General features: G+C 37.8%; 24 protein-coding genes, 1 tRNA gene and 1 pseudogene. 10 read left to right on the top strand and 16 right to left on the bottom strand.

All coding sequences use genetic code 11. The annotated features are described in order from the left end of the window. Both RM549_RS19575 and RM549_RS12365 read right to left on the bottom strand, forming a co-directional pair. Positions 1-171: pseudogene (locus RM549_RS19575) on the bottom strand (four-helix bundle copper-binding protein); the annotation flags it as partial. A gap of 590 nt (positions 172-761) precedes the next feature. Then, positions 762-838 (bottom strand) — tRNA-Met (locus RM549_RS12365). A gap of 185 nt (positions 839-1,023) precedes the next feature. Here RM549_RS12365 and RM549_RS12360 point away from each other — a divergent pair. Continuing rightward, positions 1,024-1,410, top strand: a complete 387-nt coding sequence (locus RM549_RS12360) for an START-like domain-containing protein (protein WP_311685284.1) — start codon at positions 1,024-1,026, stop codon at positions 1,408-1,410. Between the two features lie 49 nt (positions 1,411-1,459). Continuing rightward, positions 1,460-2,305 (top strand): aminotransferase class IV, encoded by an 846-nt coding sequence (locus RM549_RS12355; RefSeq protein ID WP_311685279.1) that lies wholly within the window; start codon positions 1,460-1,462, stop codon positions 2,303-2,305. Here the strand turns inward: RM549_RS12355 and RM549_RS12350 are convergent. The 5 genes from RM549_RS12350 to RM549_RS12330 all read right to left on the bottom strand — a co-directional run bounded on the left by RM549_RS12350 (position 2,302) and on the right by RM549_RS12330 (position 6,827). Then, positions 2,302-2,862, bottom strand: coding sequence for a YqgE/AlgH family protein (locus tag RM549_RS12350; RefSeq protein WP_311685277.1), 561 nt, complete (start codon positions 2,860-2,862; stop codon positions 2,302-2,304). The genes RM549_RS12355 and RM549_RS12350 overlap by 4 nt on opposite strands. A 117-nt stretch (positions 2,863-2,979) precedes the next feature. Next, positions 2,980-3,252, bottom strand: coding sequence for an HU family DNA-binding protein (locus RM549_RS12345; RefSeq protein WP_006990442.1), 273 nt, complete (start codon positions 3,250-3,252; stop codon positions 2,980-2,982). A gap of 184 nt (positions 3,253-3,436) precedes the next feature. Beyond that, complete coding sequence (gene fmt / locus RM549_RS12340) at positions 3,437-4,384, bottom strand: methionyl-tRNA formyltransferase (RefSeq protein ID WP_311685275.1); 948 nt, start codon at positions 4,382-4,384, stop codon at positions 3,437-3,439. Beyond that, entirely contained in the window at positions 4,381-6,285 is a 1,905-nt protein-coding gene (locus RM549_RS12335) for a RecQ family ATP-dependent DNA helicase (protein WP_311685273.1), read from the bottom strand. The genes fmt and RM549_RS12335 overlap by 4 nt, the downstream gene beginning before the upstream one ends. A gap of 2 nt (positions 6,286-6,287) precedes the next feature. Next, the gene (locus RM549_RS12330) at positions 6,288-6,827 is read right to left on the bottom strand and encodes an AAA family ATPase (protein ID WP_311685271.1); all 540 of its coding nucleotides are present in this window, start codon (positions 6,825-6,827) and stop codon (positions 6,288-6,290) included. Positions 6,828-6,911: 84 nt separating this feature from the next. Between RM549_RS12330 and RM549_RS12325 the strand changes: the two genes are divergently transcribed. The 3 genes from RM549_RS12325 to murA all read left to right on the top strand — a co-directional run bounded on the left by RM549_RS12325 (position 6,912) and on the right by murA (position 9,278). Then, complete coding sequence (locus tag RM549_RS12325) at positions 6,912-7,202, top strand: DUF493 family protein (RefSeq protein WP_311685269.1); 291 nt, start codon at positions 6,912-6,914, stop codon at positions 7,200-7,202. A 110-nt stretch (positions 7,203-7,312) separates the two neighbouring features. Further along, positions 7,313-7,945: a DUF4290 domain-containing protein gene (locus tag RM549_RS12320; protein WP_311685267.1), complete on the top strand. Its 633-nt coding sequence runs from the start codon at positions 7,313-7,315 to the stop codon at positions 7,943-7,945. Positions 7,946-7,961: 16 nt separating this feature from the next. Next, entirely contained in the window at positions 7,962-9,278 is a 1,317-nt protein-coding gene (murA, locus tag RM549_RS12315) for a UDP-N-acetylglucosamine 1-carboxyvinyltransferase (protein ID WP_311685265.1), read from the top strand. A 91-nt stretch (positions 9,279-9,369) separates the two neighbouring features. Here the strand turns inward: murA and RM549_RS12310 are convergent, their stop codons facing one another. Continuing rightward, positions 9,370-10,845: a TonB-dependent receptor gene (locus RM549_RS12310; protein ID WP_311685264.1), complete on the bottom strand. Its 1,476-nt coding sequence runs from the start codon at positions 10,843-10,845 to the stop codon at positions 9,370-9,372. A gap of 103 nt (positions 10,846-10,948) precedes the next feature. Between RM549_RS12310 and RM549_RS12305 the strand changes: the two genes are divergently transcribed. Beyond that, positions 10,949-11,710, top strand: coding sequence for an MBL fold metallo-hydrolase (locus tag RM549_RS12305; protein ID WP_311685263.1), 762 nt, complete (start codon positions 10,949-10,951; stop codon positions 11,708-11,710). Position 11,711: 1 nt separating this feature from the next. Then, entirely contained in the window at positions 11,712-12,209 is a 498-nt protein-coding gene (locus RM549_RS12300; protein ID WP_311685262.1) for a hypothetical protein, read from the top strand. Here the strand turns inward: RM549_RS12300 and RM549_RS12295 are convergent. The 8 genes from RM549_RS12295 to RM549_RS12260 form a co-directional block, all read right to left on the bottom strand. Continuing rightward, complete coding sequence (locus tag RM549_RS12295) at positions 12,206-12,862, bottom strand: alpha/beta hydrolase (protein ID WP_311685260.1); 657 nt, start codon at positions 12,860-12,862, stop codon at positions 12,206-12,208. The two genes, RM549_RS12300 and RM549_RS12295, sit on opposite strands and share 4 nt — an antisense overlap. Continuing rightward, the gene (locus RM549_RS12290; protein ID WP_311685258.1) at positions 12,862-13,176 is read right to left on the bottom strand and encodes a magnetosome magnetite crystal formation protein family; all 315 of its coding nucleotides are present in this window, start codon (positions 13,174-13,176) and stop codon (positions 12,862-12,864) included. The genes RM549_RS12295 and RM549_RS12290 overlap by 1 nt, the downstream gene beginning before the upstream one ends. A gap of 22 nt (positions 13,177-13,198) precedes the next feature. Next, entirely contained in the window at positions 13,199-14,449 is a 1,251-nt protein-coding gene (locus RM549_RS12285) for a dihydroorotase (protein ID WP_311685256.1), read from the bottom strand. Next, positions 14,446-16,374, bottom strand: coding sequence for a BatA domain-containing protein (locus RM549_RS12280; protein WP_311685254.1), 1,929 nt, complete (start codon positions 16,372-16,374; stop codon positions 14,446-14,448). The genes RM549_RS12285 and RM549_RS12280 overlap by 4 nt, the downstream gene beginning before the upstream one ends. A gap of 64 nt (positions 16,375-16,438) precedes the next feature. Continuing rightward, on the bottom strand, positions 16,439-17,638 hold the full coding sequence (locus tag RM549_RS12275) for a GAF domain-containing sensor histidine kinase (protein ID WP_311685252.1): 1,200 nt from the start codon (positions 17,636-17,638) through the stop codon (positions 16,439-16,441). A 68-nt stretch (positions 17,639-17,706) separates the two neighbouring features. After that, positions 17,707-18,915: a GAF domain-containing sensor histidine kinase gene (locus RM549_RS12270; RefSeq protein ID WP_311685250.1), complete on the bottom strand. Its 1,209-nt coding sequence runs from the start codon at positions 18,913-18,915 to the stop codon at positions 17,707-17,709. A 68-nt stretch (positions 18,916-18,983) separates the two neighbouring features. Then, positions 18,984-19,748, bottom strand: a complete 765-nt coding sequence (locus RM549_RS12265; protein ID WP_311685248.1) for a TIGR02757 family protein — start codon at positions 19,746-19,748, stop codon at positions 18,984-18,986. Positions 19,749-19,768: 20 nt separating this feature from the next. After that, positions 19,769-20,428: an ABC transporter ATP-binding protein gene (locus RM549_RS12260; RefSeq protein WP_311685247.1), complete on the bottom strand. Its 660-nt coding sequence runs from the start codon at positions 20,426-20,428 to the stop codon at positions 19,769-19,771. A gap of 228 nt (positions 20,429-20,656) precedes the next feature. Between RM549_RS12260 and msrA the strand changes: the two genes are divergently transcribed. From msrA to RM549_RS12245, 3 genes are read left to right on the top strand one after another with little or no spacing between them, the layout of a single operon-like run. Further along, on the top strand, positions 20,657-21,202 hold the full coding sequence (gene msrA, locus RM549_RS12255) for a peptide-methionine (S)-S-oxide reductase MsrA (protein WP_311685245.1): 546 nt from the start codon (positions 20,657-20,659) through the stop codon (positions 21,200-21,202). Between the two features lie 5 nt (positions 21,203-21,207). Then, positions 21,208-21,804: a GTP cyclohydrolase I FolE gene (folE, locus tag RM549_RS12250; RefSeq protein WP_311685243.1), complete on the top strand. Its 597-nt coding sequence runs from the start codon at positions 21,208-21,210 to the stop codon at positions 21,802-21,804. A gap of 46 nt (positions 21,805-21,850) precedes the next feature. Next, positions 21,851-22,150, top strand: coding sequence for a hypothetical protein (locus RM549_RS12245; RefSeq protein ID WP_311685241.1), 300 nt, complete (start codon positions 21,851-21,853; stop codon positions 22,148-22,150). Positions 22,151-22,182: the final 32 nt, after the last annotated feature.

Genomic DNA, 22,182 nt, shown 5'->3' with positions numbered 1-22,182 from the left:
GACATTTTCACACATTTCAAGACAATAGTCCACCAATTTTTGGATATCCTTGTATTCTGTAACAAGAATGTCGTTCGATGCCCTGCATACTGCTGCAAAAGCTTTGTCCAGTCTTATGCATTCAATCATATCCTTTAGGTTTTCTTCATTTAAACAAGCGTCGGCACACCAGTTGCAGTGATTTACCTTTTACTAGCTCTTCATTTCTCATAGTTAAATTTTTAAGTTGATTTCGAAATTACAGCTTAACGACGTAATAAACCTTTTGACTTTAAAAGCAAAGCATTAGTTATTATGGTTTTATAGCATTTTTAGCATAGTTTAACTTTCTGTTTAATTCACAACCTGTTAAGCAATTTCGTATGAATGTTTAGGGGAAAAGATCTTTAGGTACTTGAGAGTAGCTTTAAAGAATTTCCGATTTATGACTTATTGGAAAATTGCCTTTAACTGATGTAGTTCTCACATTTCCAATGTTCATAGAATTCTGAGTAACCCAATTTCCAGAACTGCTTGTCTATAAAGTGGTGGCAAACCACAGTTTTTCCCTGAATCTTATGAAAACTTTAAAACATACAATTTTTCAAAAAAATTGAATTCTATAGATGCCGTTTTTTCCTTGAAAAATTAAAATCTGCCTACAAAAGAGATCAATAAAGAACAATTTAAATGTGAATCTTGAAAATTTTAATATTCTGTACTTATTCTGTACTAGAGCAAAATAAAAAAGGCTCCCGATTTCTCGAAAGCCTTGTGTTTACTGGTAGCGAGAACGAGATTTGAACTCGTGACCTCCGGGTTATGAATCCGACGCTCTAACCAACTGAGCTACCTCGCCATAGTTGTCGAAAATCGCCAAATTATAGTAGTGGCCTCATTTCCGAAGCATTTACCTCTGTGCAAATGCGGGTGCAAATATAAAAACAATTCTAATTGGCGCAAACAATAAATTCTAAAATATTTATTTTCTTTTCTTTCAATCTTTATAATTAATATCTATATTGGCTCAAAACACATTAAACAATGGAAGAAAAGATCAAGTACGAAATGGAATTTCCTATTCATGCTTCTCCATCTCTACTATATCAATATATCTCTACACCTTCAGGTTTGAGCGAGTGGTATGCCGATAATGTCAATTCTCGTGGAGAAATTTTTACATTTATCTGGGAAGGCAGTGAGGAACAGGCGAAGCTGGTAAGCAAAAAGAGTGACGAACGTATTAAATTCAGGTGGCTGGAAGAAGAAGACACCCCATATTTTTTCGAAATCCGGATTCAGGTGGACGACATCACAAAAGATGTTTCTATTATGATTACAGACTTTGCTGAAGAGGGGGAAGTTGACGAAGGAAAAATGCTTTGGGAAAATATGATTTCTAATTTGAAACAGGTGCTTGGTTCGGTTTAATAATCCTTATTAAAATATTACCTTTGCCCCGTTAAAACGGGGCTTTTTTATGATCAATCTCAATGGAAATTTAGTTAAGGAGGAAAACGCATCTCTCCCGGTGTACAATCGTGGTTTTGCCTATGGTGATATGGTTTTTGAAACCATCAGGGTAATTAACGGAAAACTAATGTTTTGGGAAGATCATTATTTCCGGCTAATGTCTTCAATGAGGATCATGCGTATGGAAATTCCTGCTTCCTTTTCCCCGGAATTTCTTGAAGAAGAAATCCACAACTTAATTGAAAGTAATAATTTGGCTAACTCCCCTGCCAGGGTGAAAATTTCAGTTTATCGGGAACAGGGAGGTTATTATACTCCTGTTACCAGGGAAATAGGATATACTATAATATCGGAAGAACTGGAAAATTCATTTTATCTGTTAAATGGTGACTTCTATGAAATTGAGCTGTTTAAGGATCATTATATAAACAGTGGAATCCTTTCCAGCATAAAATCCAATAACAGGGCTGTAAATGTGCTTGGGAGTATTTTTGCCAGCGAAAATGGTTATAAGAACTGCCTTCTTCTAAATGAGAATAAGAACGTTGTAGAGACTTTAAACGGGAATATTTTTCTTGTAAAAGACAACCTGATAAAAACCCCTCCCATAGGTGATGGTGCTTTAAATGGTATAACCCGTAAACAGCTCCTAAAAATAATTAAACAAATTCCCGAGTATCAACTGGAGGAAGCTTCCATTTCCCCTTTTGAACTGCAGAAAGCAGATGAATTGTTTATTACAAATGTTGCCGTAGGAATTCAGCCTGTAACAAAATACAGGAAAAAAGAATATGGCAGCAAAGTCTCGGCAGAATTACTTTCTAAATTAAATGTAAAAGCGAGGTTGGGCTAGTTATAGCTGGGATTTTCGGGTGCATTGCACCATAAAAGATATTCCCCTCCAAGCTGGAGCATCTTATCTTTCCAGAAAGAATCGTAAGGCCGTTCTATAAGACCGGTTTGATCCTCATTAGTAGTGACAATCCAGGAGTGGGAATTTAACTCTGCATTTAACTGGTCGGCATCCCAACCGGAATATCCAAGGAAGAACTTTATTTGGTTTTCGTCGATCATTTCCCGGTTGACCAGTTCCTTCACCGCTTCAAAATTGCCACCCCAGTAAATACCATTGGCAATTTCTATACTATCAGGAATCAGATGAGGAACTTTATGAATAAAATAAAGGTTATCCTGTTCTACAGGGCCTCCATTGTAGATCTTAAAAGAAAATTTAAGTTCTGGAATAAGATCTTTAAGCGTAAAATCAAGAACTTTATTTAAAATAAATCCTACAGATCCGGTATCGGAATGATTAGCGAACAGCACCACCGATCGGTTAAATGCTATGTCCCCAATTATTGTAGGTTCTGCTACAAGCAGATGTCCTTTGGCTGGTTTTAAAGCTATCATAATGGGTTCTTTTTAACTAATCTAGTTATTTATTTAAAAAAATCAAATAATTCCGCCAAATTTTTAATAAAAAAAGCCTCCATGAGGAGGCTTCAATTTTTTCACTAATACATAATATTAGTTTACAGCTTTTTGAAGATCTGCTCCGGCTTTAAATTTTACTACGTTTTTAGCAGCAATTTTAATAGTTTTTCCGGTTTGTGGGTTTCTACCTTCACGAGCAGCTCTTTTTGATACAGACCAGGATCCAAATCCTACAAGAGAAACTCTGTCTCCTTTTTTAAGGGATTTCTCTACATTTTCAAGAAAAGACTCTAAGGCTTTTTTAGCAGCTGCTTTAGAAATTCCAGCGTTTTCAGCCATTGCGTCGATTAAATCAGTTTTGTTCATAATTTTAAATTAATTAAGTTGTTGGTTAAACATTCTGTTACATTGCTCTACAAATTTATATGGATTTCCCGGCCACGCAAGTAATATCAAGGGAAATGCAGCATATTGTTGATAACTTTGGGTTTTTGTTAACAAAGAAGTGTTGCAAATATTGATTTTTTGTGATTTCAGCAGGCATAAGGCCTCAGAGCATTTTTGCTTCAGAATCAAAACTAAAACCGTTTAACAGATCCTTAATTGACATTTTCCTTTTACCTGGAAGTTGCATTTCCTTAATTTCAATAAAACCGTCCTGTCCCGCTACATAAAATTGCTTTCCATTTACCTTAATAGTTCCTGTAGGGAATTGGTGTGCCTCTAAGACCTTTTCAGCATCATATATTTTAACCTTTAACTCCTCCGATGCATTTCGCAGAATTGCCCACGCAGCAGGGTAAGGATTGAGGCCTCTAATGAGATTATAAATTTCCCCAACCGGTTTTTCCCAGTTAATACGTGTGTTTTCTTTTGTAAGTTTTGGAGCCGGTTTTAGGATGTCACTTTCTTCCTGTAACCGGGTTTTTACTTTATTAAGTTTAATTAATTCCAGTGTTTCCAGGATGAGTTTTGCTCCGCTCTCCATAAGCCTATCATGCAACTCTCCAACGTTTTCATTTTCTCCAACAGTAAGTTCCCGCTGCAGGATCATCGCGCCGGTGTCTATTTTCTCGTCAATAAAAAATGTAGAAACTCCCGATGTTCTATCTCCATTAATAATACTCCAGTTAATGGGTGCCGCGCCACGGTATTGGGGCAGGAGAGAGGCGTGTAAGTTAAAGGTGCCATACTCTGGCAAGGCCCATACCGACTTTGGTAACATCCTAAAGGCAACAACCACCTGTACATTTGGTTGCAATTCCTCTAATTCCTGCTGAAAATCCTCCGATTTTAAGTTTGTTGGTTGCAGTACCTTTAAATTTTGCTCCAGCGCATATTTTTTTACATCGCTTTGCTGAAGCTTTCTTCCTCTCCCGGCAGGACGATCTGGCGCAGTGATTACTCCAACCACATTATATCCGGCTTCTATAATTTTTTTAAGGCTGTTCACCGCAAATTCCGGTGTGCCCATAAATACTATTCTCAGGTCTCTCATTTCTGAATAATTTTGTATTGGTTGCTGCTCGTACGTAGGATAATTCCTTTTTCTATTAATAGCTGCAGTACTTTTAAAATATGTTTTTCGGGGAAGGGAATTTTTTCTGTTAATTCCCGGGATGAAAAATCTTTTTCTTTTAGATGAAAAGCAAGCTCTTTATAAATCTGATTCATTTCCTTTCTGGTTAGCGGAATATTATTCTGAAGGCAGACAGAACAGATCCCACATGGTTGTTCTGCTTTTTCTCCAAAATAAGAAAGTAACTGAATGCTTCTGCAAATTTCGTTGTTTTTGATATATTCCAGAACAGCTTCTATTTTATTTTTTTTATTTCTGTGGTGAAGCCGGATAAACTCAGCTACAGGATTAATTGTGGTATCATCCTCCCGCGGAACAAGAAAAATCACTGCAGCGTCATGTTGGGAATAGGTGAAATCTATAACTTCATCTCTTTCCAGCTTTTTGAGAACTTCCATCACTTTATCTTCAGGGATCGAAGCTTTTTTACGTACTGAAGCAAGATTGACATTAATTTGATTTTCAAAAATGCCGCCGTATGTTCTTAAAATCGACTTTACGAGCTTATCGGCAGCTTCATTTTCCTGAAGATAATGCGTAAGCTGATTGGCAGACACGATAAATTGAATTTCCGTTTTCTTCTGAAACTGCTGTGAGAGCCTTATGATGCTGCAACGATCCAGCATTTGCAGCGCGTTATATGTTTTATGAGAATTCAGGCTATACTGAAAACAAAATTCTGAAAAATTAAAGTCAAAATTTTCATTCTCACCCTCTCCGTAAGCTATCCTAAAATAGGAATTAAGCTTCTTGTAAACCAGTTTTACATCTTCAACATCCGCAAGATTCACCAGAAACTGATTCTTAAGAATAGGAATATCGCCGGTATTGGTGATAATCGTTGATACAGCCGGTTTTTCGTCCCTTCCTGCACGCCCGGCTTCCTGGAAGTAACTTTCCAGGCTTTCCGGAAGGTTAAGGTGAATCACCTGCCTAACGTCTGGTTTATCAATGCCCATTCCAAAAGCAGTAGTGGCAACCATTATAAAAAATTCATTGCGCAGCCATCTTTCAAGTTTACTTGCTTTATCTTCATTTTTGAGTCCACCATGAAATGCTTCAGCGCTATAATTGTTTTTCTTTAGATAATCGGTTATCTCTATAGTTGCATTCCTGCTTCGAACATAAATGATAGCGGTTTCATCTTTCTTATGTAGAAGTTGGGATAGCCGGTAAAACTTATCTTCAGCATTAAGAACATTGTAAGCTATATTTTCCCTTTCAAAAGAACGCTTGATCACCTGCGCTTCCGGCATTAGCAATTCTGTCTTAATATCTTCTACCACTTCTGCAGTGGCAGTTGCGGTTAAAGCTACAAACGGGACTTCTGGTTGTAAATCCCGTAACACTGCAATATTTCTATAAGCCGGTCTAAAATCATGACCCCATTGGGAAATACAGTGTGCTTCATCTATAGCAATGAGATTAACCTCCATTTGCCTGATGCGTTGTTGTACAAGATCCTGTTGCAGGCGCTCCGGAGAGAGGTAGAGGAATTTATAATTTCCGTAGATGCAATTATCAAGGTTTTTATCCAGATCTTCATAACGCATGCCGCCGGTAAGGGCCATGGCTTTTATATTTTTTGTCTGTAACGCGTTTACCTGGTCGTTTATAAGAGCAATTAATGGAGAAACCACAATGCAAATCCCGTCCTGCATAAGTGCGGGAATCTGAAAACAAATAGATTTACCACCACCGGTAGGAAGCAGGGCAACCACATCTTTTTTATGGAGAAGTGCCGAAATTATCGGCCATTGCTGCGGCCTGAATTCTGTGTGTCCCCAGAATTTCTGTAGTATATGTTGTGCTTCCTGCAATTTTAAGAGCCTAAATTATTGAGGATAAAGTTAGCTCTTTCCTTAATACCGGCCTCAGGCACCAAAATTGGTTTATATCCATACAATTTATAGGTTTCCGTTAGATAATTGGAAATTTTGCTTGCCTGGTCAAACGACTCATAACGTTCGTTGTCACTTTTATAAATCGCTCTCCAGGGAGGCAAAATAAAGATTTGATCATATTGATATTTACGGCAGGGTTCAACAAATTCTTCAGGATATTCTGTGCCCAGGTAATCCATATATGCTGTCACATCCGGAACTCCCCGATCTATAAAAATCATTTCTGAAGAATCATTTTCCGCTTCCTGAAACTGATCAATACGACCCTCTAAAAGTTTCCTGCTGAAGAGGAGGGGATCTTCTAGAAATAGTTGCTCAATTCCGTTTAACTGTGCTTCACGTATTACGTCCCGGGAGATTTCATGAAGGCATTTATGACCCATTTCTTCAAGTTGATGTATAATGGATGATTTTCCTGTACCCGGGCCGCCGGTGATCACGATTTTTTTCTTTTTCACCCGGCAAATTTCGGTATTTGGATTTGATTATAAAAATGAAAGCATTCCTTGTATCTTTGCAACTTAAAATTGAAGGGAAAAATTATGAGTGAAGAGAAAAAAGAAGAGTTTTACGAAAAGTTAAAGACGCAGTTACAGGATACTTCTTTGTGGCCATCAGAATATCTCTATAAATTTATTGTTCCTACCAATGCAAAGGAAATAAAACAAATAGAGTCGATATTTGACAATTTAGGAGCAGTGATCACCACGAAAAAATCTAAGAATGGCAAGTATACCAGCGTTTCTATAAATGTAAGGATGAAAAATCCAGATGCAGTTATAGAGAAATACAAGGAGGTAGGCAGAAAAGTAGAAGGTGTGATTTCGCTTTAAATTTGTGTTCAAATAAAAGCAGGCTAATTCCTGTCTTTCCTTAAATTATTTTAGTATTTTGCAAACGGTTAAAACTTCTACAATTTTATATCACCTTATAAATTTCAAATTTGACAAACGCATTAGAATATAACTCTGAAAGGAGCCAATTAATTATTCCTGAATACGGTCGCCATTTACAGAAAATGGTCGAACACACTGTAGAGATTGAAGATGACAAAGAACGGAACAAAGTGGCACGCTCCATTATTGCCGTTATGGGAAACATGAATCCGCATCTCAGGGATGTGCCGGATTTTCAGCATAAATTATGGGATCAGTTATTCATCATCAGCGATTTTAAGCTGGATGTGGAATCACCTTTTCCAAAGCCTTCTAAAGAGATTTTAGAAGAGCGGCCAGAACCTCTTGCGTATCCTCAAAATTTTCCGAAGTATCGTTTTTACGGAAACAATATTAAGCGGATGATAGATGAGGCTAAAGAATATGATGACGGCCCTCTAAAAGATGCATTGGTGTTTACAATCGCCAACCACATGAAGAAGTCTTTTCTCAACTGGAATAGGGATACGGTAGACGATAATGTGATTTTTGAACATCTTAAGGAGCTCAGCAACGGGGAATTAAACCTGAAGAACTCTGATGAGGATCTTAGTGATTCTTCCAATCTTCTACGCGGAAGAAAGAAAAGCACAAAAAGTAATTCTAAGAAGCCTGTTAAGAAAGGTCGTAAACGCTACTAAAAATCTGTAAATATTTATGGGATCTTTCCAAATAGAGGGAGGGCAACCGCTAAGCGGTAGCATTCAGCCACAGGGTGCAAAGAATGAAGCTCTACAGATACTTTGCGCTGTCCTGCTTACCTCAGAAAAAATTACAATAGATAATATTCCAGATATCCTGGATGTTAATAAGCTCATCAGGCTGCTCTCAAATCTGGGAGTTAAAGTTGAAAAAACAGGTAAGGGAAGTTATACATTTCAAAGCGACGATCTTAACCTGGATTATCTAAATAGCGAACAATTTAAAATAGACGGCAGCGGACTGCGTGGTTCTATAATGATTGTTGGTCCTTTACTGGCAAGGTTTGGCAAAGGATATATCCCAAGACCAGGCGGCGACAAAATAGGAAGAAGACGTCTCGATACTCACTTTGATGGATTCATTAAACTGGGAGCAAAGTTCAGGTACAATAAAGAGGAGCGTTTTTATGGTGTTGAAGCACCCGAAGATGGTTTGAAAGGTACCTATATGTTACTTGAAGAAGCTTCTGTGACGGGAACTGCCAATATTGTAATGGCAGCTGTTCTTGCCAAGGGCACCACCACGATATATAATGCTGCCTGTGAACCTTATTTACAGCAACTTTGCCACATGCTAAATTCCATGGGTGCCAAAATAGGTGGAGTGGGATCTAACCTGCTTACTATAGAAGGTGTAAAGGAACTTGGTGGTTGCGAACATAGAATATTGCCGGATATGGTTGAAATTGGCTCCTGGATTGGTCTTGCGGCCATGACCAGGAGTGAGATTACCATTAAAAATGTAAACTGGAAGATGTTGGGTATTATTCCGAATACTTTTAGGAAAATTGGAATTACAATAGAGCAGCAGGGGGATGATATTTACATTCCTGCACATACCGAAGGTTATGAGGTGCAAAATTTTATTGATGGTTCTATTATGAACATTAGCGATGCGCCTTGGCCGGGATTCACTCCGGATTTACTGAGCATTATGTTGGTTGTAGCCACACAGGCAAGAGGAAGCGTGCTCATCCATCAAAAGATGTTTGAAAGCCGACTGTTCTTCGTGGATAAACTTATTGATATGGGCGCAAAGATCATTCTTTGTGATCCTCACAGGGCCACAGTGATAGGCCATGACTTTAAATCTACGTTGAAGGCTACTACAATGAGTTCTCCTGATATCAGGGCCGGAATTTCCCTGTTAATAGCAGCTTTATCTGCAAAAGGCACTTCAGTGATCCATAATATTGAACAAATAGATCGCGGATATGAGAATATTGATGAGCGTTTAAAAGCAATAGGAGCTAAAATTGAGCGTATAGCTTAAATTGGCAAATATCGACTAAAAATAAGTAAGGGGCTGAAAATTACAATTTTCAGCCCCTTACTTATTTAAAAATTCATTGAAGAAATATTTATTATTTTACTCCCTCTGCTTTTTCGGTTTCTGCCTTTCTCTTATGTTCTTTGTAATGAAAAAGGTTTAAATCCTTGATCATTGCTGTAGTCTTTTCAGGTAGCATTTCTTCCCAACCATCTTTTCCTTCACTTATCATTTGAAGAACTTCCCGTGAATAAATATCCAGGATTTCTGGATTGTAGTTTTCAATATCTTCAACCCTGCCATTATATTTAAAGAACTTGTAGAGTTCCTTCATTCTTGGATGTACCTTCAGGTCTTCACTGGTGGTAATTTCTCCTGTTTCAGGATCTTTAAGAGGGTATAAATAGACTTTAAGATCCTTAAAGAATAATTTACCAAAGGCTTCAAGGATTCCGCCGCTAAGGTGTCGGTAATATTTTTCGTCAAAAACATCCACCAGATTATTTACACCCATGGCAAGTCCCATTCTTTGTTTTGAATATCTTGAGAAGTACTCAACAACTCTGTAGTACTCCTGGAAATTTGAAATCATTACCGTCTGGCCGAGGGAACAGAGCAACTCTGCACGGTCCATAAAGTCTCTCTCGTCAATTTCTCCTTCAGCTCTAAGGTTGGAAAGCGTAATTTCGAAGATAACTTCCGTATTCTCTTCAGAAACTTTATTTTCTCTAAGGAAAAGTTCCAGAGAACGCTCATACATGTCCATATTCACCTTGGTCACCGGGCGAAAACTACCTCTTAGTGCCAGAATATTCTTTTTGTAGAGAATTTTAGCCGGTAAAACATTATTACCATCGGGAGCGAACATAACGGCGTCTGTCATTCCGTTTTTAACGAGTTGCAGACTCATAAGTCGGTTATCCACATTTTTAAAACGTGGTCCTGAAAAGTTTATCGTGTCAATTTCTATCTGATCCTTGTCAATATGATCATAGAGATATCTTAGTAATTTCTTGGGATTGTCATACTTGTAGTAAGCGCCGTAAATCAGGTTCACACCAAGAATTCCGAGGGTGTTCTGTTGATGGCGGGCATCATTTTCATGAAAACGTACGTGCAGGCTTATTTCGTTGTAATCCTCTTCCGGACGCACCTGGTATTTTATACCCACCCATCCATGGCCTTTGTATTTTTTTGCAAAGTCTATAGTAGCTACAGTATTTGCATAAGTAAAGAAAAGTTTATCGGGATGTTTTTCGCGAGAAATCCTTTTTTCAATCAGGTCAATTTCATGACTAAGCATCTTTTTAAGGCGGTCTTCTGTAACATATCGGCGATCATCTTCAACTCCATAAATTGCATCACTAAAGTCCTTATCGTAAGCACTCATGGCTTTTGCAATAGTCCCGGAAGCGCCACCGGCTCTAAAGAAATTCCTTACTGTTTCCTGGCCGGCGCCAATTTCAGAGAAAGTTCCGTAGATATTGTCATTTAAATTTATGCGAAGCGCTTTGCTTTTTATAGAAGGAATATTTTCAAATTCCTTGTCGCCCATTATAGTAATTGGCATATTTTTTCTTTTAAATGAATTTCATTTTCGTGTCTATCAAAGGTACTAAAAGAGGGAAGTAAACAAAAAAATATAATTACTTTTGTGATAAAATAAACACTTATTGAAGGTAACATTTTTAGGTACAGGAACGTCCCAGGGTATCCCGATTATAGGTAGTGATCATCCCGTTTGCTTAAGTGAAAATCCAAAAGATAAACGCCTTAGGGTTTCGGTTTTAGTAGAGTGGGCAGGGTATAATCTTCTTATAGATTGCGGTCCCGATTTTAGAATCCAAATGCTGGCCAATAATATAAAAAAGCTGGATGCGATTATCTATACTCATGAGCATAATGATCACACGGCAGGTTTGGATGACATTCGTCCGTTCTTTTTCCGGCAGGGAGATATCCCCATTTTTGCCCATAAACGTGTATTAAAAGCTTTGCGTAGCCGCTTCGATTATATTTTTGCTACAGAAAATAAATATCCGGGAGCTCCAGGTGTTACTGAGTTTGAGATTGAAAATAAGCCTTTCCTCTTTGAAGGATTAACTATAACTCCTATTGATTTTAGACATAACCGACTTCAGGTTTTTGGGTTTAGATTGGAAGATTTCGCTTACTTAACAGATTTAAAATCTATTGAAGATGAGGAAGTCGAAAAACTCAGAGGTGTGAAGGTGTTAGTAGTAAATGCCTTACGAAGGGAACCTCACCATTCTCACCTTAATCTTGAAGAAGCTCTGGCGTTTATTCAAAGGGTAAAGCCGGAAACAGCATATTTAACCCATATAAGCCATTTACTAGGTTTTCATGATGAAGTTGAAACAGAACTTCCCGAAAACGTTCACCTTGCTTATGATAATCTTAAAATAGAAATTTAGCATGCGCAGTAAAATATTAATGTATTTGTTCATCTTCACCTTATTGTTCACAATATTTATTTATGTAAACGATAAAAAGATCCTCGATGCGCGTGATGAAAGTATAGCCGGTCTTGAAAGGCAGGTGACATTAGTAAAAGAAGAACTTGATTCTCTAAAGAAGACAAACATAGAGCCTGATTATTTTTCTATAGATCGTAATGAAGATGCACTTAATTTCTTTGAAGAACGTGAAATTTCAACAGAGGACGTCAAGGCCAGAATTCAGGATAAATTAATTAGTGGAAACAGCGCAACAGAGGATAACCCTTTTGTTCCTTTTGCAGGAATGGAAGGTCCGATGAGAATCAACAAGATAAAAATCGTCAATCACAAATGGGTGCTAGCAGATTTTACTGATGGCACCTATTGGGGCGAAGTTTTCTTTACATACTCTGTAGAAGAAGACGGGGAAGTTAATCTTGTTCCTGAAAAATCCTTCTTATACCCGCTGGATTAGATCCTCTTTTTTAACCACTCCTGTAATTCAAAAAAGTTTTGCGGAGCCACACCGTGACCTACAGGAAATTCAGAATAAACATTTTCGATTTTCAGATTATCGAGAAAAGGCTTTGTCCTTCTTGCCCATTGCACGGGTAGAACCTGGTCCTGCGTACCATGGGAACAGTAAAATGACAAATGGGAGAAATCGTTTTTGTCGTAACCTTCTTTTATAAGACCTTCGTTAACATACCCACTCAGGGCAACTACATTTTTTACCTTTTCAGGATAAGACAAGCTTACCGCATAACTTAAAATAGTTCCCTGGCTAAAACCTATCAAGGTAACATTGTCGGGATCTACAGGATAAGCAGCCACAGCTTCATCTATAAACCGGGAAATCGTTTCCCGGGATTCGCGCGCCTGATTTTCATCACTGAATTTTCCGTTTGTATTATTCCAGTGAATAGCAAACCATGCATTTCCCGAAGGTTGCATTGGATGTGGTGCGCGCACAGAAATAACAAATAATTCTTCGGGAAGTTCCCCTGCGAAAGAAAACAAGTCATTTTCATTGCTTCCATAACCATGGAGCATGATTGCCAGCGGAGCTTTTTCAGTTTTGGTAGAAGGTTTTATAAGATGGTGTAATGATAATTCTGCAGTCTTCATTAAGTAATACTTTTAAATATTTTTTGAAAGAAACCACCAACCAGAGGCGTTTCTTTTTGTTCTCCCTTTATTGCAATTATCAGACCGTAAGCCCAAAGAACCAGTACGAAAATATAAAAGGCTGTCGGGATCATATAGCCGGTGAACATAGAAGCCAGTATTCCCATGAGATAAAATAATATATGGGTGCCAAGCGCCTGCCTGATATGGAAACTCGCGACGGTGTCCTTTTTTTCGAGGTTCATAAAGTAAGCAACTATAGTTCCTATAATTGTGATATAGGCTGCAATTGCTGCCAATTTTCCTTCTTTCATACTTAAAAATCTACTGTTAAATTCAGAACGTGATTTGGCCATTTTCGGTAATTATTCCGTAGGCCTTTCCTTTTAGCTGATGGCCAAGGAAAATGCTGTTTCGGGAAGTGGAAAAAATATTTTCTCCGGAGAATTTATATTGGTCATTCGTAGTAAAAAGACTCAGATTTACCTTTTCTCCTTCTTTAATTCCAGATTCGCTTATGTTGAATCTGCTTTTTCCTGAAGTAAGAAGCGCAATAGCTTCTTCTGTAGAAAATATATTCATCAATGCGCCAAAAGCAGACTCAAGACCAATAGTTCCATAGGAAGCATTTTCAAATTCTACTTTTTTATGTTCAATATCAATAGGCTGATGGTCGCTGGTGACCATATCTATCGTACCGTCTTTAATCCCTTTTATGAGCGCTTTTATGTCTTTTGCAGTCCTTAGAGGGGGCAAAACTTTGGAGCTGGTATCAAATTCCTTCAGCAGTTCATCTGTGAAAATCAGGTTATGAATGGCAACACTACAGGTTACGTCCAGACCCTTTTTCTTGGCATCTTTAATTAGTTTAACCGACTTTTCTGTTGAAATGGTGGGAATATGGAGTTTCCCGCCAGTGTATTCAAGAATGTATAAATCCCTGGCAATCTGGAGTTCTTCCGCAAGATTTGGGATACCTTTTAATCCTAGCGAAGTGCTGTTATGATGTTCATTAACCTGTCCGCTCCCGGCAATTTTATTCTCCTGCGGAAATGATTGCACCAGCGCATCAAAATTCTGAGCGTATTGCAGGGCGATTTTTAAAAGATTCGGATTTCTGACGGCACTTTTATAATCTCCGAAAGAAGCCGCTCCGGCCTGTTTCATATCATAAAGCTCCGCCAGGTCCAGGCCTTTACTTTTTACCGTTAAAGCACCTGTAGGCACCAGCTTTACCGGATTCTTCGCAGCTTTTGAAATCAAGGAGTTTACCGCGCTGTTATTGTCGATTACAGGCGAAGTATCGGGGTTAACGCATACGGTGGTGAATCCGCTTTTTCCTGCAGTATCGAGTCCGTTAGCGATGGTTTCGCGCTCCTCAAATCCTGGTTCTCCAAAACTCACACTACTGTCAAACCAGCCCCTGGAAACGTGCAGATTCTCTTTATAGATTTCCTTGTCTGCCTTCTCCTTCAGCGCAGTTCCAATCTTTTTGATAACTCCATCCTTGATGAATATATCAACCTTCTTGTTATTAAAATCTGAGTCTTTATCGACAACTGTGGCCGATTTTATGAGTAGCTTCATTTAAGGTATTTTAACAGGAGCATTTCCACGATTAGAAATAGTAGTGCAAAAATAACAAACCATTTCCAAAGTGCCGTGATTTGCCGTACTGCATTTGTACTTTCAAAATATTCGCTGATGTTGGCGAAAATTTGGACATTTTCGAGATTTTCAGGGTCTAAATAATTCAATTCGCTTTCGCTGCGATCATAATTATAGCTTAAGTGGCCAACATTTTCAGTTTTGTATTCAATTTGATAATTTCCGGCCACGGTGGGTATTTCAGAAGTATTTATCTGAATTTTTTCTGAAAAAGACTGTTGCTGCGGAATAAAATTTTCTTCTTCGGAAGTAATATGAACAACTTCGTCATTTTCTGAAGTTACTGAGATATCAATACTGTTATTTTTACCAATTTCGTAGTATATTTTTCTTGATTGCAGTGCCATTCTTCCCATGTTGTAAAAAGTAGGAACCACTATAGGTGACTGCTGAAAATTGCCAATTTTCGACCCTAATGCTGAAGTAAAAATGAATAACCGGTCGCTCTGAGTAAGAAAAGGAGCGTTATCCTGAAACTGTAAAACAGGTGATCCTGGTCTGTTTAAGGAGAAATATGACTGCACCGAAGGATACTCAAAATTCTCCACCTGTTCTTCAAAAACCGAAGCGTAAAGAGGGTGTTCAAAGCCGATATTTGTTATTTTTCGCTCCTCACTTTGAAGGGTTTCAAACGTGGGTGCACCGGAATTTCTTAAAAATGCGTTGTAGGAGGTAATTTCTGCATTAACTGAAGGTATAAGCACCACAATTGCTCCTTCATCCATTCTTTTCTGAAGAATTGTGGAAAGGGAAGGGCTAATTTCTTCCATTTCGTCTAAAATTATGAGCTGCGAACCAGAAAGCTGATTATAATCTATACCTGCAAAAGGAAAAACCACCAGCTCAAATTCCGGTTCAGTGTAAATCCTTTTCAAAAAAGAATCGGAATTTTCAGAAATAAGGGCAGCCTTAATTTTGACAATTTTCGATATACTGAAAAACAATTCGTTGTCGTATTGGAGTCCGGTATCTTCAATTTCTATTCTGCCGTTATCAATTGGACCATTCGGAAGCGTAAAAACAACTTCTGCCTGATTATTTTCGCTGAATTTCACTGCAGATTTTCCTAAAAGTTCGTCTCCGGCCATTATCGATACCGGAATTTGCTCTTCACGACTGGCAGAGGTACTCAATTGGACTTTTAAACTGATGTTTTCGAGATTCCGTTCAGCAATAAAAGTGGAATCCAGGCTGATGTTGGAAATATTCTTTGGCTGATAGGGGACAAGTCGAAAATTGAAGTTTTCGGCATCAGGCTTTGCAGGAAACCCGGAATTCTGCTGTAAGTCTGAAAGGATGACCAGCTCCATCTCATCTGCAGGATTCTCCTGAAAAAAGTTTTCTGCTCTCAATTTTAAGTTTTCAAATTCTATTGGAGTAGCGGTGTAATCCAGGTTCTGTAAAATATTCCTAATTTCCGTTGCTTCGATATTTAAATATTCCTCGTCATTGGTGAGCAAATTGAGGTTTTCTTCTTGAGGTAAATTTTCCAGAAGATTCTGAATGGCAGCCGGTAATAGTTGGCCTCTTTGACCTGTAGCCTGCATACTAAAGGAATTGTCCAGGTAAATTAATGAACTTTTTGTTTCAAAAGCTTTAGAAGAGGCGGGGAGGTAAGGCTGGGCAAAAGCGAAAATCAGGAAAGCGAGTGCCAGTAACCTCGATGTAAGCACCAGCCACTTTTTTAACCTCGAACTTTTTCGGGTTTGTCGGGAAATCTTCTTCAGGAATCTCACATTGGTAAAATCTTCCTTCTGAAATTTCCGAAGCTGGAAAAGATGGACGATAATGGGAATGATGAGTAGGAAAAGGGCAAAAAGAAGTTCCGGGTACTTAAAATACATGCTCGGCCTGAATGTTTGTCAAATATAGGAAATGAAAACCAGATTTGATCCCGGTAAGCTTGTTCTAAATACGTCTTATTTTGAATTGAAAACTGCTGCCAATGCCAGGAGTGGAATCTACTTCAATTTTACCCTGCATATTTTCCACAAGTTTCTTGACTGTGGCGAGGCCAATACCACTGCCGGGATTGCCATCCCTGTCGGTCGTATCTAAAGTTGTAAACAAGTTAAATATCTTCTCAAGGTTCTCCCTGGAAATACCGTTTCCATTGTCGTTAACCTCAAAGAAGTAAAATTCTCCGGTTTCCCGGAATTCTATATGAATACGCCTTGTATCCTTGTTATTGTATTTGAGCGCATTGTTGACCAGGTTCATAAACACCTGCGTTAAAGCAGATTTGTTGACGTTGTGAAGCGTGACATTTTTAGGATATGTAATTTCAATATTTTCGGAAACCTGGTAGAGATCTGAAACTTTCTTCAGTAATTCTTCAAGATCAACATTTTCAAAATCTTTTTCGCTAATATGATCACTGCGGTAATATCCAAGGATACCATCTACATAATTTCGCAGGGAATAAGAAGATTCAACTAGAAACTGGAGGTATTGCGAAGTTTCCGCATCCAACTTGCCTTCATTTTCTTCTTTTAAAAGTTCAGAAAGGGAAATAATATTTGCCAATGGAGACTTGATATCGTGGGACACAACGCTGGTAAACTTTTCCAGTTCGTGATACTTCTGTTTTAATTTTTTCTGAACCTGGGAGAGCTTGTTGTTTTGCTTTCTATATTCGAAGAGATGGAGCGTTTGGTTAGCAATGGCCTTTAAGGAATGTTTCTGAGAATCTGAAAGTTCCCGTGCCTGGGTGTCCAGAACACTAAATATAGCAATAACTTCACCTTTAGGACTTAAAAGAGGAATACTTGCGTAAAACTCAAGATCCTTCTGGTAATGTTTTTCCAACTTCTGAAAATCTTCAGGGGCATTTTTTTTCAAGAAGACAGATACTTCTCCAGGATTTTGAATAATTTCCTCAAAGAAAGAATCTTTTAAAGGAATTTCAGCTAAAACTGCTCCATATATAGATTTAAACCAGAGATTCTTTTTGCCTAAAATTCCTATTTGAGCTATGGGGAATTTACAAATTTGAGCAGCCAGGAAAGTGAGCTCATCATAATCTTTATCAACTTCACGTTTTACAAACTTATATTCCGCTAAAGAAGACCGGTTTTTTTTATTTTTTGTAAAAGTTTTATAATTCATACCCCAATTTATTGCCAAGCGTTTATTACTGAGCAACTATAAAAACAAAATGTAGGGGATTTCAGAACTTAAGTTGCCTGTACAGTAAAAGTAAATTTAGTTCCTTTTTCTAACTCTGACTTGATTTTAACAGTGCCTCCAAGATTTGTTACCAATTTTTTAACAGTTGTGAGACCAATCCCATGACCTTTGTTTCCTTTTCTATCCAATATAGAAAGGGTGGAGAAAAGCTTAAATATTTCCTTTTGTTCTTCTTGTTTTACGCCAATGCCATTATCTTCTACGGTAAAAACATAAAAATCACCTTGTTTTTCAAAACCTATATCTATAATAATCCTTTCTTTATTATTGTATTTAAGACTGTTACTTATAAGGTTTAAAAAAATTTGTTCAAGTGCTGCACGGTTTATTTTAATATTCACGTTTTTCTTTGGGAAATTAATCTCGCAATCTTCTTCAATCCCTAAAAGATCAATGATGTCTTCCAGAAGATTATGGAGATCAATTTCTTCTGTTGCTGTGTTGGCCAACTTCTCACTTTCGTAATGATTCAGGATTCCTGTAATATAATCGCTAAGATTTAATCCAGATCTCTTAAGCTGGTCGAGATATTTTTTTCCATCTTCTCCCAGTAGGTGCCCGTATTTTTTTTTAATCACATCGGCAGTAAGGACCATATTGGCCAGAGGCATCTTCATATCATGCGAGACGACTCCTGCAAAATCTTTTAGGAGCGTATTGTGATCATCCAGATCCTTACGAGCTTCTTCCAGCAGGAAATTTTTATACCTGGCTTCAAAAAGTGTTTCTACCTGCTTTGCAAGTGCCTTTAATGCTTTTATTTGATGTTCATTTAGCTTGTTGACTTTAGTATCTATAACGCAGAGGGTACCTAATGCCATCCCGGCGCTATTTAGCAACGGCATTCCGCCGTAGTATCTAATAGGATTATCCCCATCATTTGCTAAAGGGTTATCATGAAAACGTGGATCTTTATGAGTATCTTCTACTTCCATAAAGTTTTGAGGTTCAAGGATTGCATGACTGCAAAAAGAAACATCCCTGTCTGAATCGCACATATCTGTTCCTGTTTTCGATTTAAACCATTGTCTCGTTTCATCGACAAGAGTAATCATAGAAATTGGCATATTACAAATGTAAGAAGCCAGTTCAGTTATATTATCGAAACACTCCTCAGGATCAGAATTTATGATATTTAAATTGTGAAGAGCCTTTAGTCGCTCTTTTTCGTTATGAGGAACAGGAGGATGAATCATGTAATCAGGAAATTGGTCTAAATATTTATTGTCACAAATATACTTAAAAATGTTAAGCAATTGTTAACTTAATATTTTTCAAATACGCCTAATCCAAAAAGAGCAAAATCGTATTTCACAGGATCTACTGCATCCATTTTTCGCAAGGCAGTATCGAGTTCCAGCAGGGCTTTAGCGTCATTTTGCTTTCTTTTGAGCAGTTTTAATTTCCTGGCAACATTACCCGAATGTACATCTAAAGGGCAGGAAAGCTGGGAAGACTGTATATTTTTCCATATTCCAAAATCTACTCCGGCGTTATCGTTCCGCACCATCCACCGCAAATACATATTAATTCTTTTTGCTGCGGAATTTTTTAGAGGATCGCTTACATGTTTCTCGGTTCTTGGCAGATGAGGAAGTTCAAAAAAGATCTTCTTGAATTGATGGATCGCAGGCTGAAGACTTTCTGCTTCAGCGTATGTGGTAAATACATTTTCTATGCCCGAATGCTTTAAATAGATATGCTGAAGGGCTTTAATAAAGTATTGCAGATCCAGTCCATTAAAGGTTCGATGTACGAAATTTGCCATTTTACCGAGGTCGTCTTCAGAATGATTCATGACGAAATCGTGTGGACTCCTTTCCAGAAGGTCCATCAGCCTATTGGCATTGTTCAGAATACTTTTTCTATTTCCCCAGGCTATGGTGGAAGTCAAAAAACCTGCAATTTCGATATCTTCTTTCTTAGAAAATTGGTGCGGAATCTGAACCGGATCTGTTGCAATAAATTCCGGAGTATTATATTGTTCAGCCTTAAAATCAAGGAAAGATTTTAGCTCACTTTTCTTCAATTTAGAATAATTTTTTCAAATTATACAATTTCGCCGTCCACCATAGAAAGCTTTCGGTCTGCCATATCGGCGAGTTCTTCGTTATGGGTGACAATCACAAACGTCTGGTCAAATTCATCCCTTAATCTAAAAAACAATTTGTGAAGATTCTCGGCAGATTCACTGTCCAGGTTTCCCGAAGGTTCATCTGCAAAGATCACCGCGGGATTATTAACAAGAGCCCGGGCAACCGCAATGCGTTGTTGTTCCCCGCCACTAAGTTCTCCCGGTTTATGACTGGCGCGATTTTCTAGTCCCAGGAAGCTAAGGAGTTCCATTGCTCTTTTCTCGGCTTCTGTCTTAGATTTGTTTTGAATATAAGCTGGGATGCAGATATTTTCCAGGGCGGTGAATTCGGGTAAAAGCTGGTTAAACTGAAAAATGAAACCAACGTGCTTATTCCGGAAACGGGAAAGCTCTTTGGAAGACAACTTATCGATTTTCACATCATTAATTGTCAATTCTGAACCCTTGTCTTTTTCTGGTCTCTCCAACGTCCCTAATATTTGTAAGAGAGTGGTTTTTCCTGCACCGGAAGCACCTACAATAGATACAATTTCCCCTTTTTTAATATGAAGATTTACACCTTTTAGAACATGAAGGTCTCCGTAATATTTATGAATGTTATTCGCTGAGATCATTTTTTCTTTTAAAAGATGGAAAAGTACCCAAATTGTAAAGAAACGGCAACATTAACTTGGGAATTATAGTTTCCTGTTGCCGATCACTAAGTTTTTTCAAGATAGTGATTGTTATCAATTTATGGAATGGGTTTTGAATTACAGAATTAAAGAGGACTAAATTTAAAGTTAAACATAAAATATTTTGTTTATTATTACATTAAATTAGCTAAACAAAAAAAATATTAGATGGAAAATAAAGAATTAGAAACAGCTACATTGGCAGGCGGATGTTTTTGGTGTACCGAAGCTGTTTTTCAAAGGCTTAACGGAGTAGAAAAAGTGGTTTCCGGATTTACCGGAGGTACTATAAAAAATCCGGCATACAGGGAAATAATTACCGGAAGAACAGGTCACGCAGAGGCAATTGAAATAAGCTTTGATCCTGGTAAAATTTCTTTTGAAGAACTTTTACTGGTGTTTTTTGCAACTCACAATCCTACAACCCTCAACCGGCAGCAAAACGACGTTGGCACTCAATATCGCAGTGCGATTTTCTATAATTCTGAAGCGCAAAAAGAGACGGCAGAGAAAGTAATAGCAAATCTTGAAAAAGAAGCTGTTTTTGATGATCCTATTGTGACAGAAGTTACTGAAGCTTCACCATTTTACGTTGCAGAACAGGAACATCAGGATTACTATAATCAGCATAGGCAACAGCCTTATTGCCAATATATTATTGATCCTAAAGTCACTAAGCTGAAAGAGCATTTTTCAGGAAAACTAAAGAAATAAAACTCATGCCGTACAAACTTTTTGAAGAGTATAACCTGGAAGTTACAGATAACCTGAAGTATAATTTCAGAAGCATTATTAAGGAATTGGGTGAGGATCCGGAAAGGGAGGGTATTGTAAAAACACCTGAACGTGCTGCAAAAGCAATGCAGTTTTTAACGCAGGGCTATGAAATGGATGCTAAAACTATTCTGGAAGAAGCCATGTTTAAGGAAGGTTACAACGAGATGGTGGTGGTAAAAGATATCGAACTCTATTCTTTATGCGAACACCATATGCTTCCTTTTTTCGGAAAAGCACACATTGCTTACATTCCTGATGGACAAATCGTGGGTCTAAGTAAATTACCACGGGTTGTTGATGTTTTCGCAAGAAGGTTACAGGTACAGGAACGGTTAACGCATGATATTCTGGAATGTTTGAATGATACTTTAAAGCCTAAGGGAGTAGCTGTCGTTATTGAAGCACAGCATATGTGCATGATGATGCGTGGAGTACAAAAGCAGAATAGTTCTACCACAACTTCGGGTTTTAGAGGACAATTTGAAAAAATAGAAACCCGGAATGAATTCCTGAAGCTCATCAGTTCAGATCTTAAATAACTCCTGTTCTGGCACTTTTTTTGATTTATCAATAGAAAAATGACCAATGAAAATCTTAAAGAATAAATTATTTATTAAGGGAATTGTTTATGATGCCATAGGTATGGCTACTGTTGCAATCCCGTTTATAGGTCCTTTTCTTGATTTACTATGGGCACCTTACGCAGCAAAGAAAATGAAGGAAATGTATCCCGGTAAAAAAGGAAAAATTGCGTCTGTAATTGTGTTTATAGAAGAAATTTTACCAATAACAGATGTGATTCCTACATTTACTTTAATGTACTTTTATACTCATGTTTGGAGCAAAGCTGAACAACCAAGGGTAATCGAGGTCGAAAGCTACTAGTAGTAAAATCTGGAATTGTCAGCTATTAAAAA

Source organism: Autumnicola patrickiae (genome assembly GCF_031846525.1).
GTDB lineage: Bacteria > Bacteroidota > Bacteroidia > Flavobacteriales > Flavobacteriaceae > Autumnicola > Autumnicola patrickiae.
Note: the sequence above shows the minus strand (reverse complement) of the source record. Positions and strands in the feature narration are given on the sequence as shown.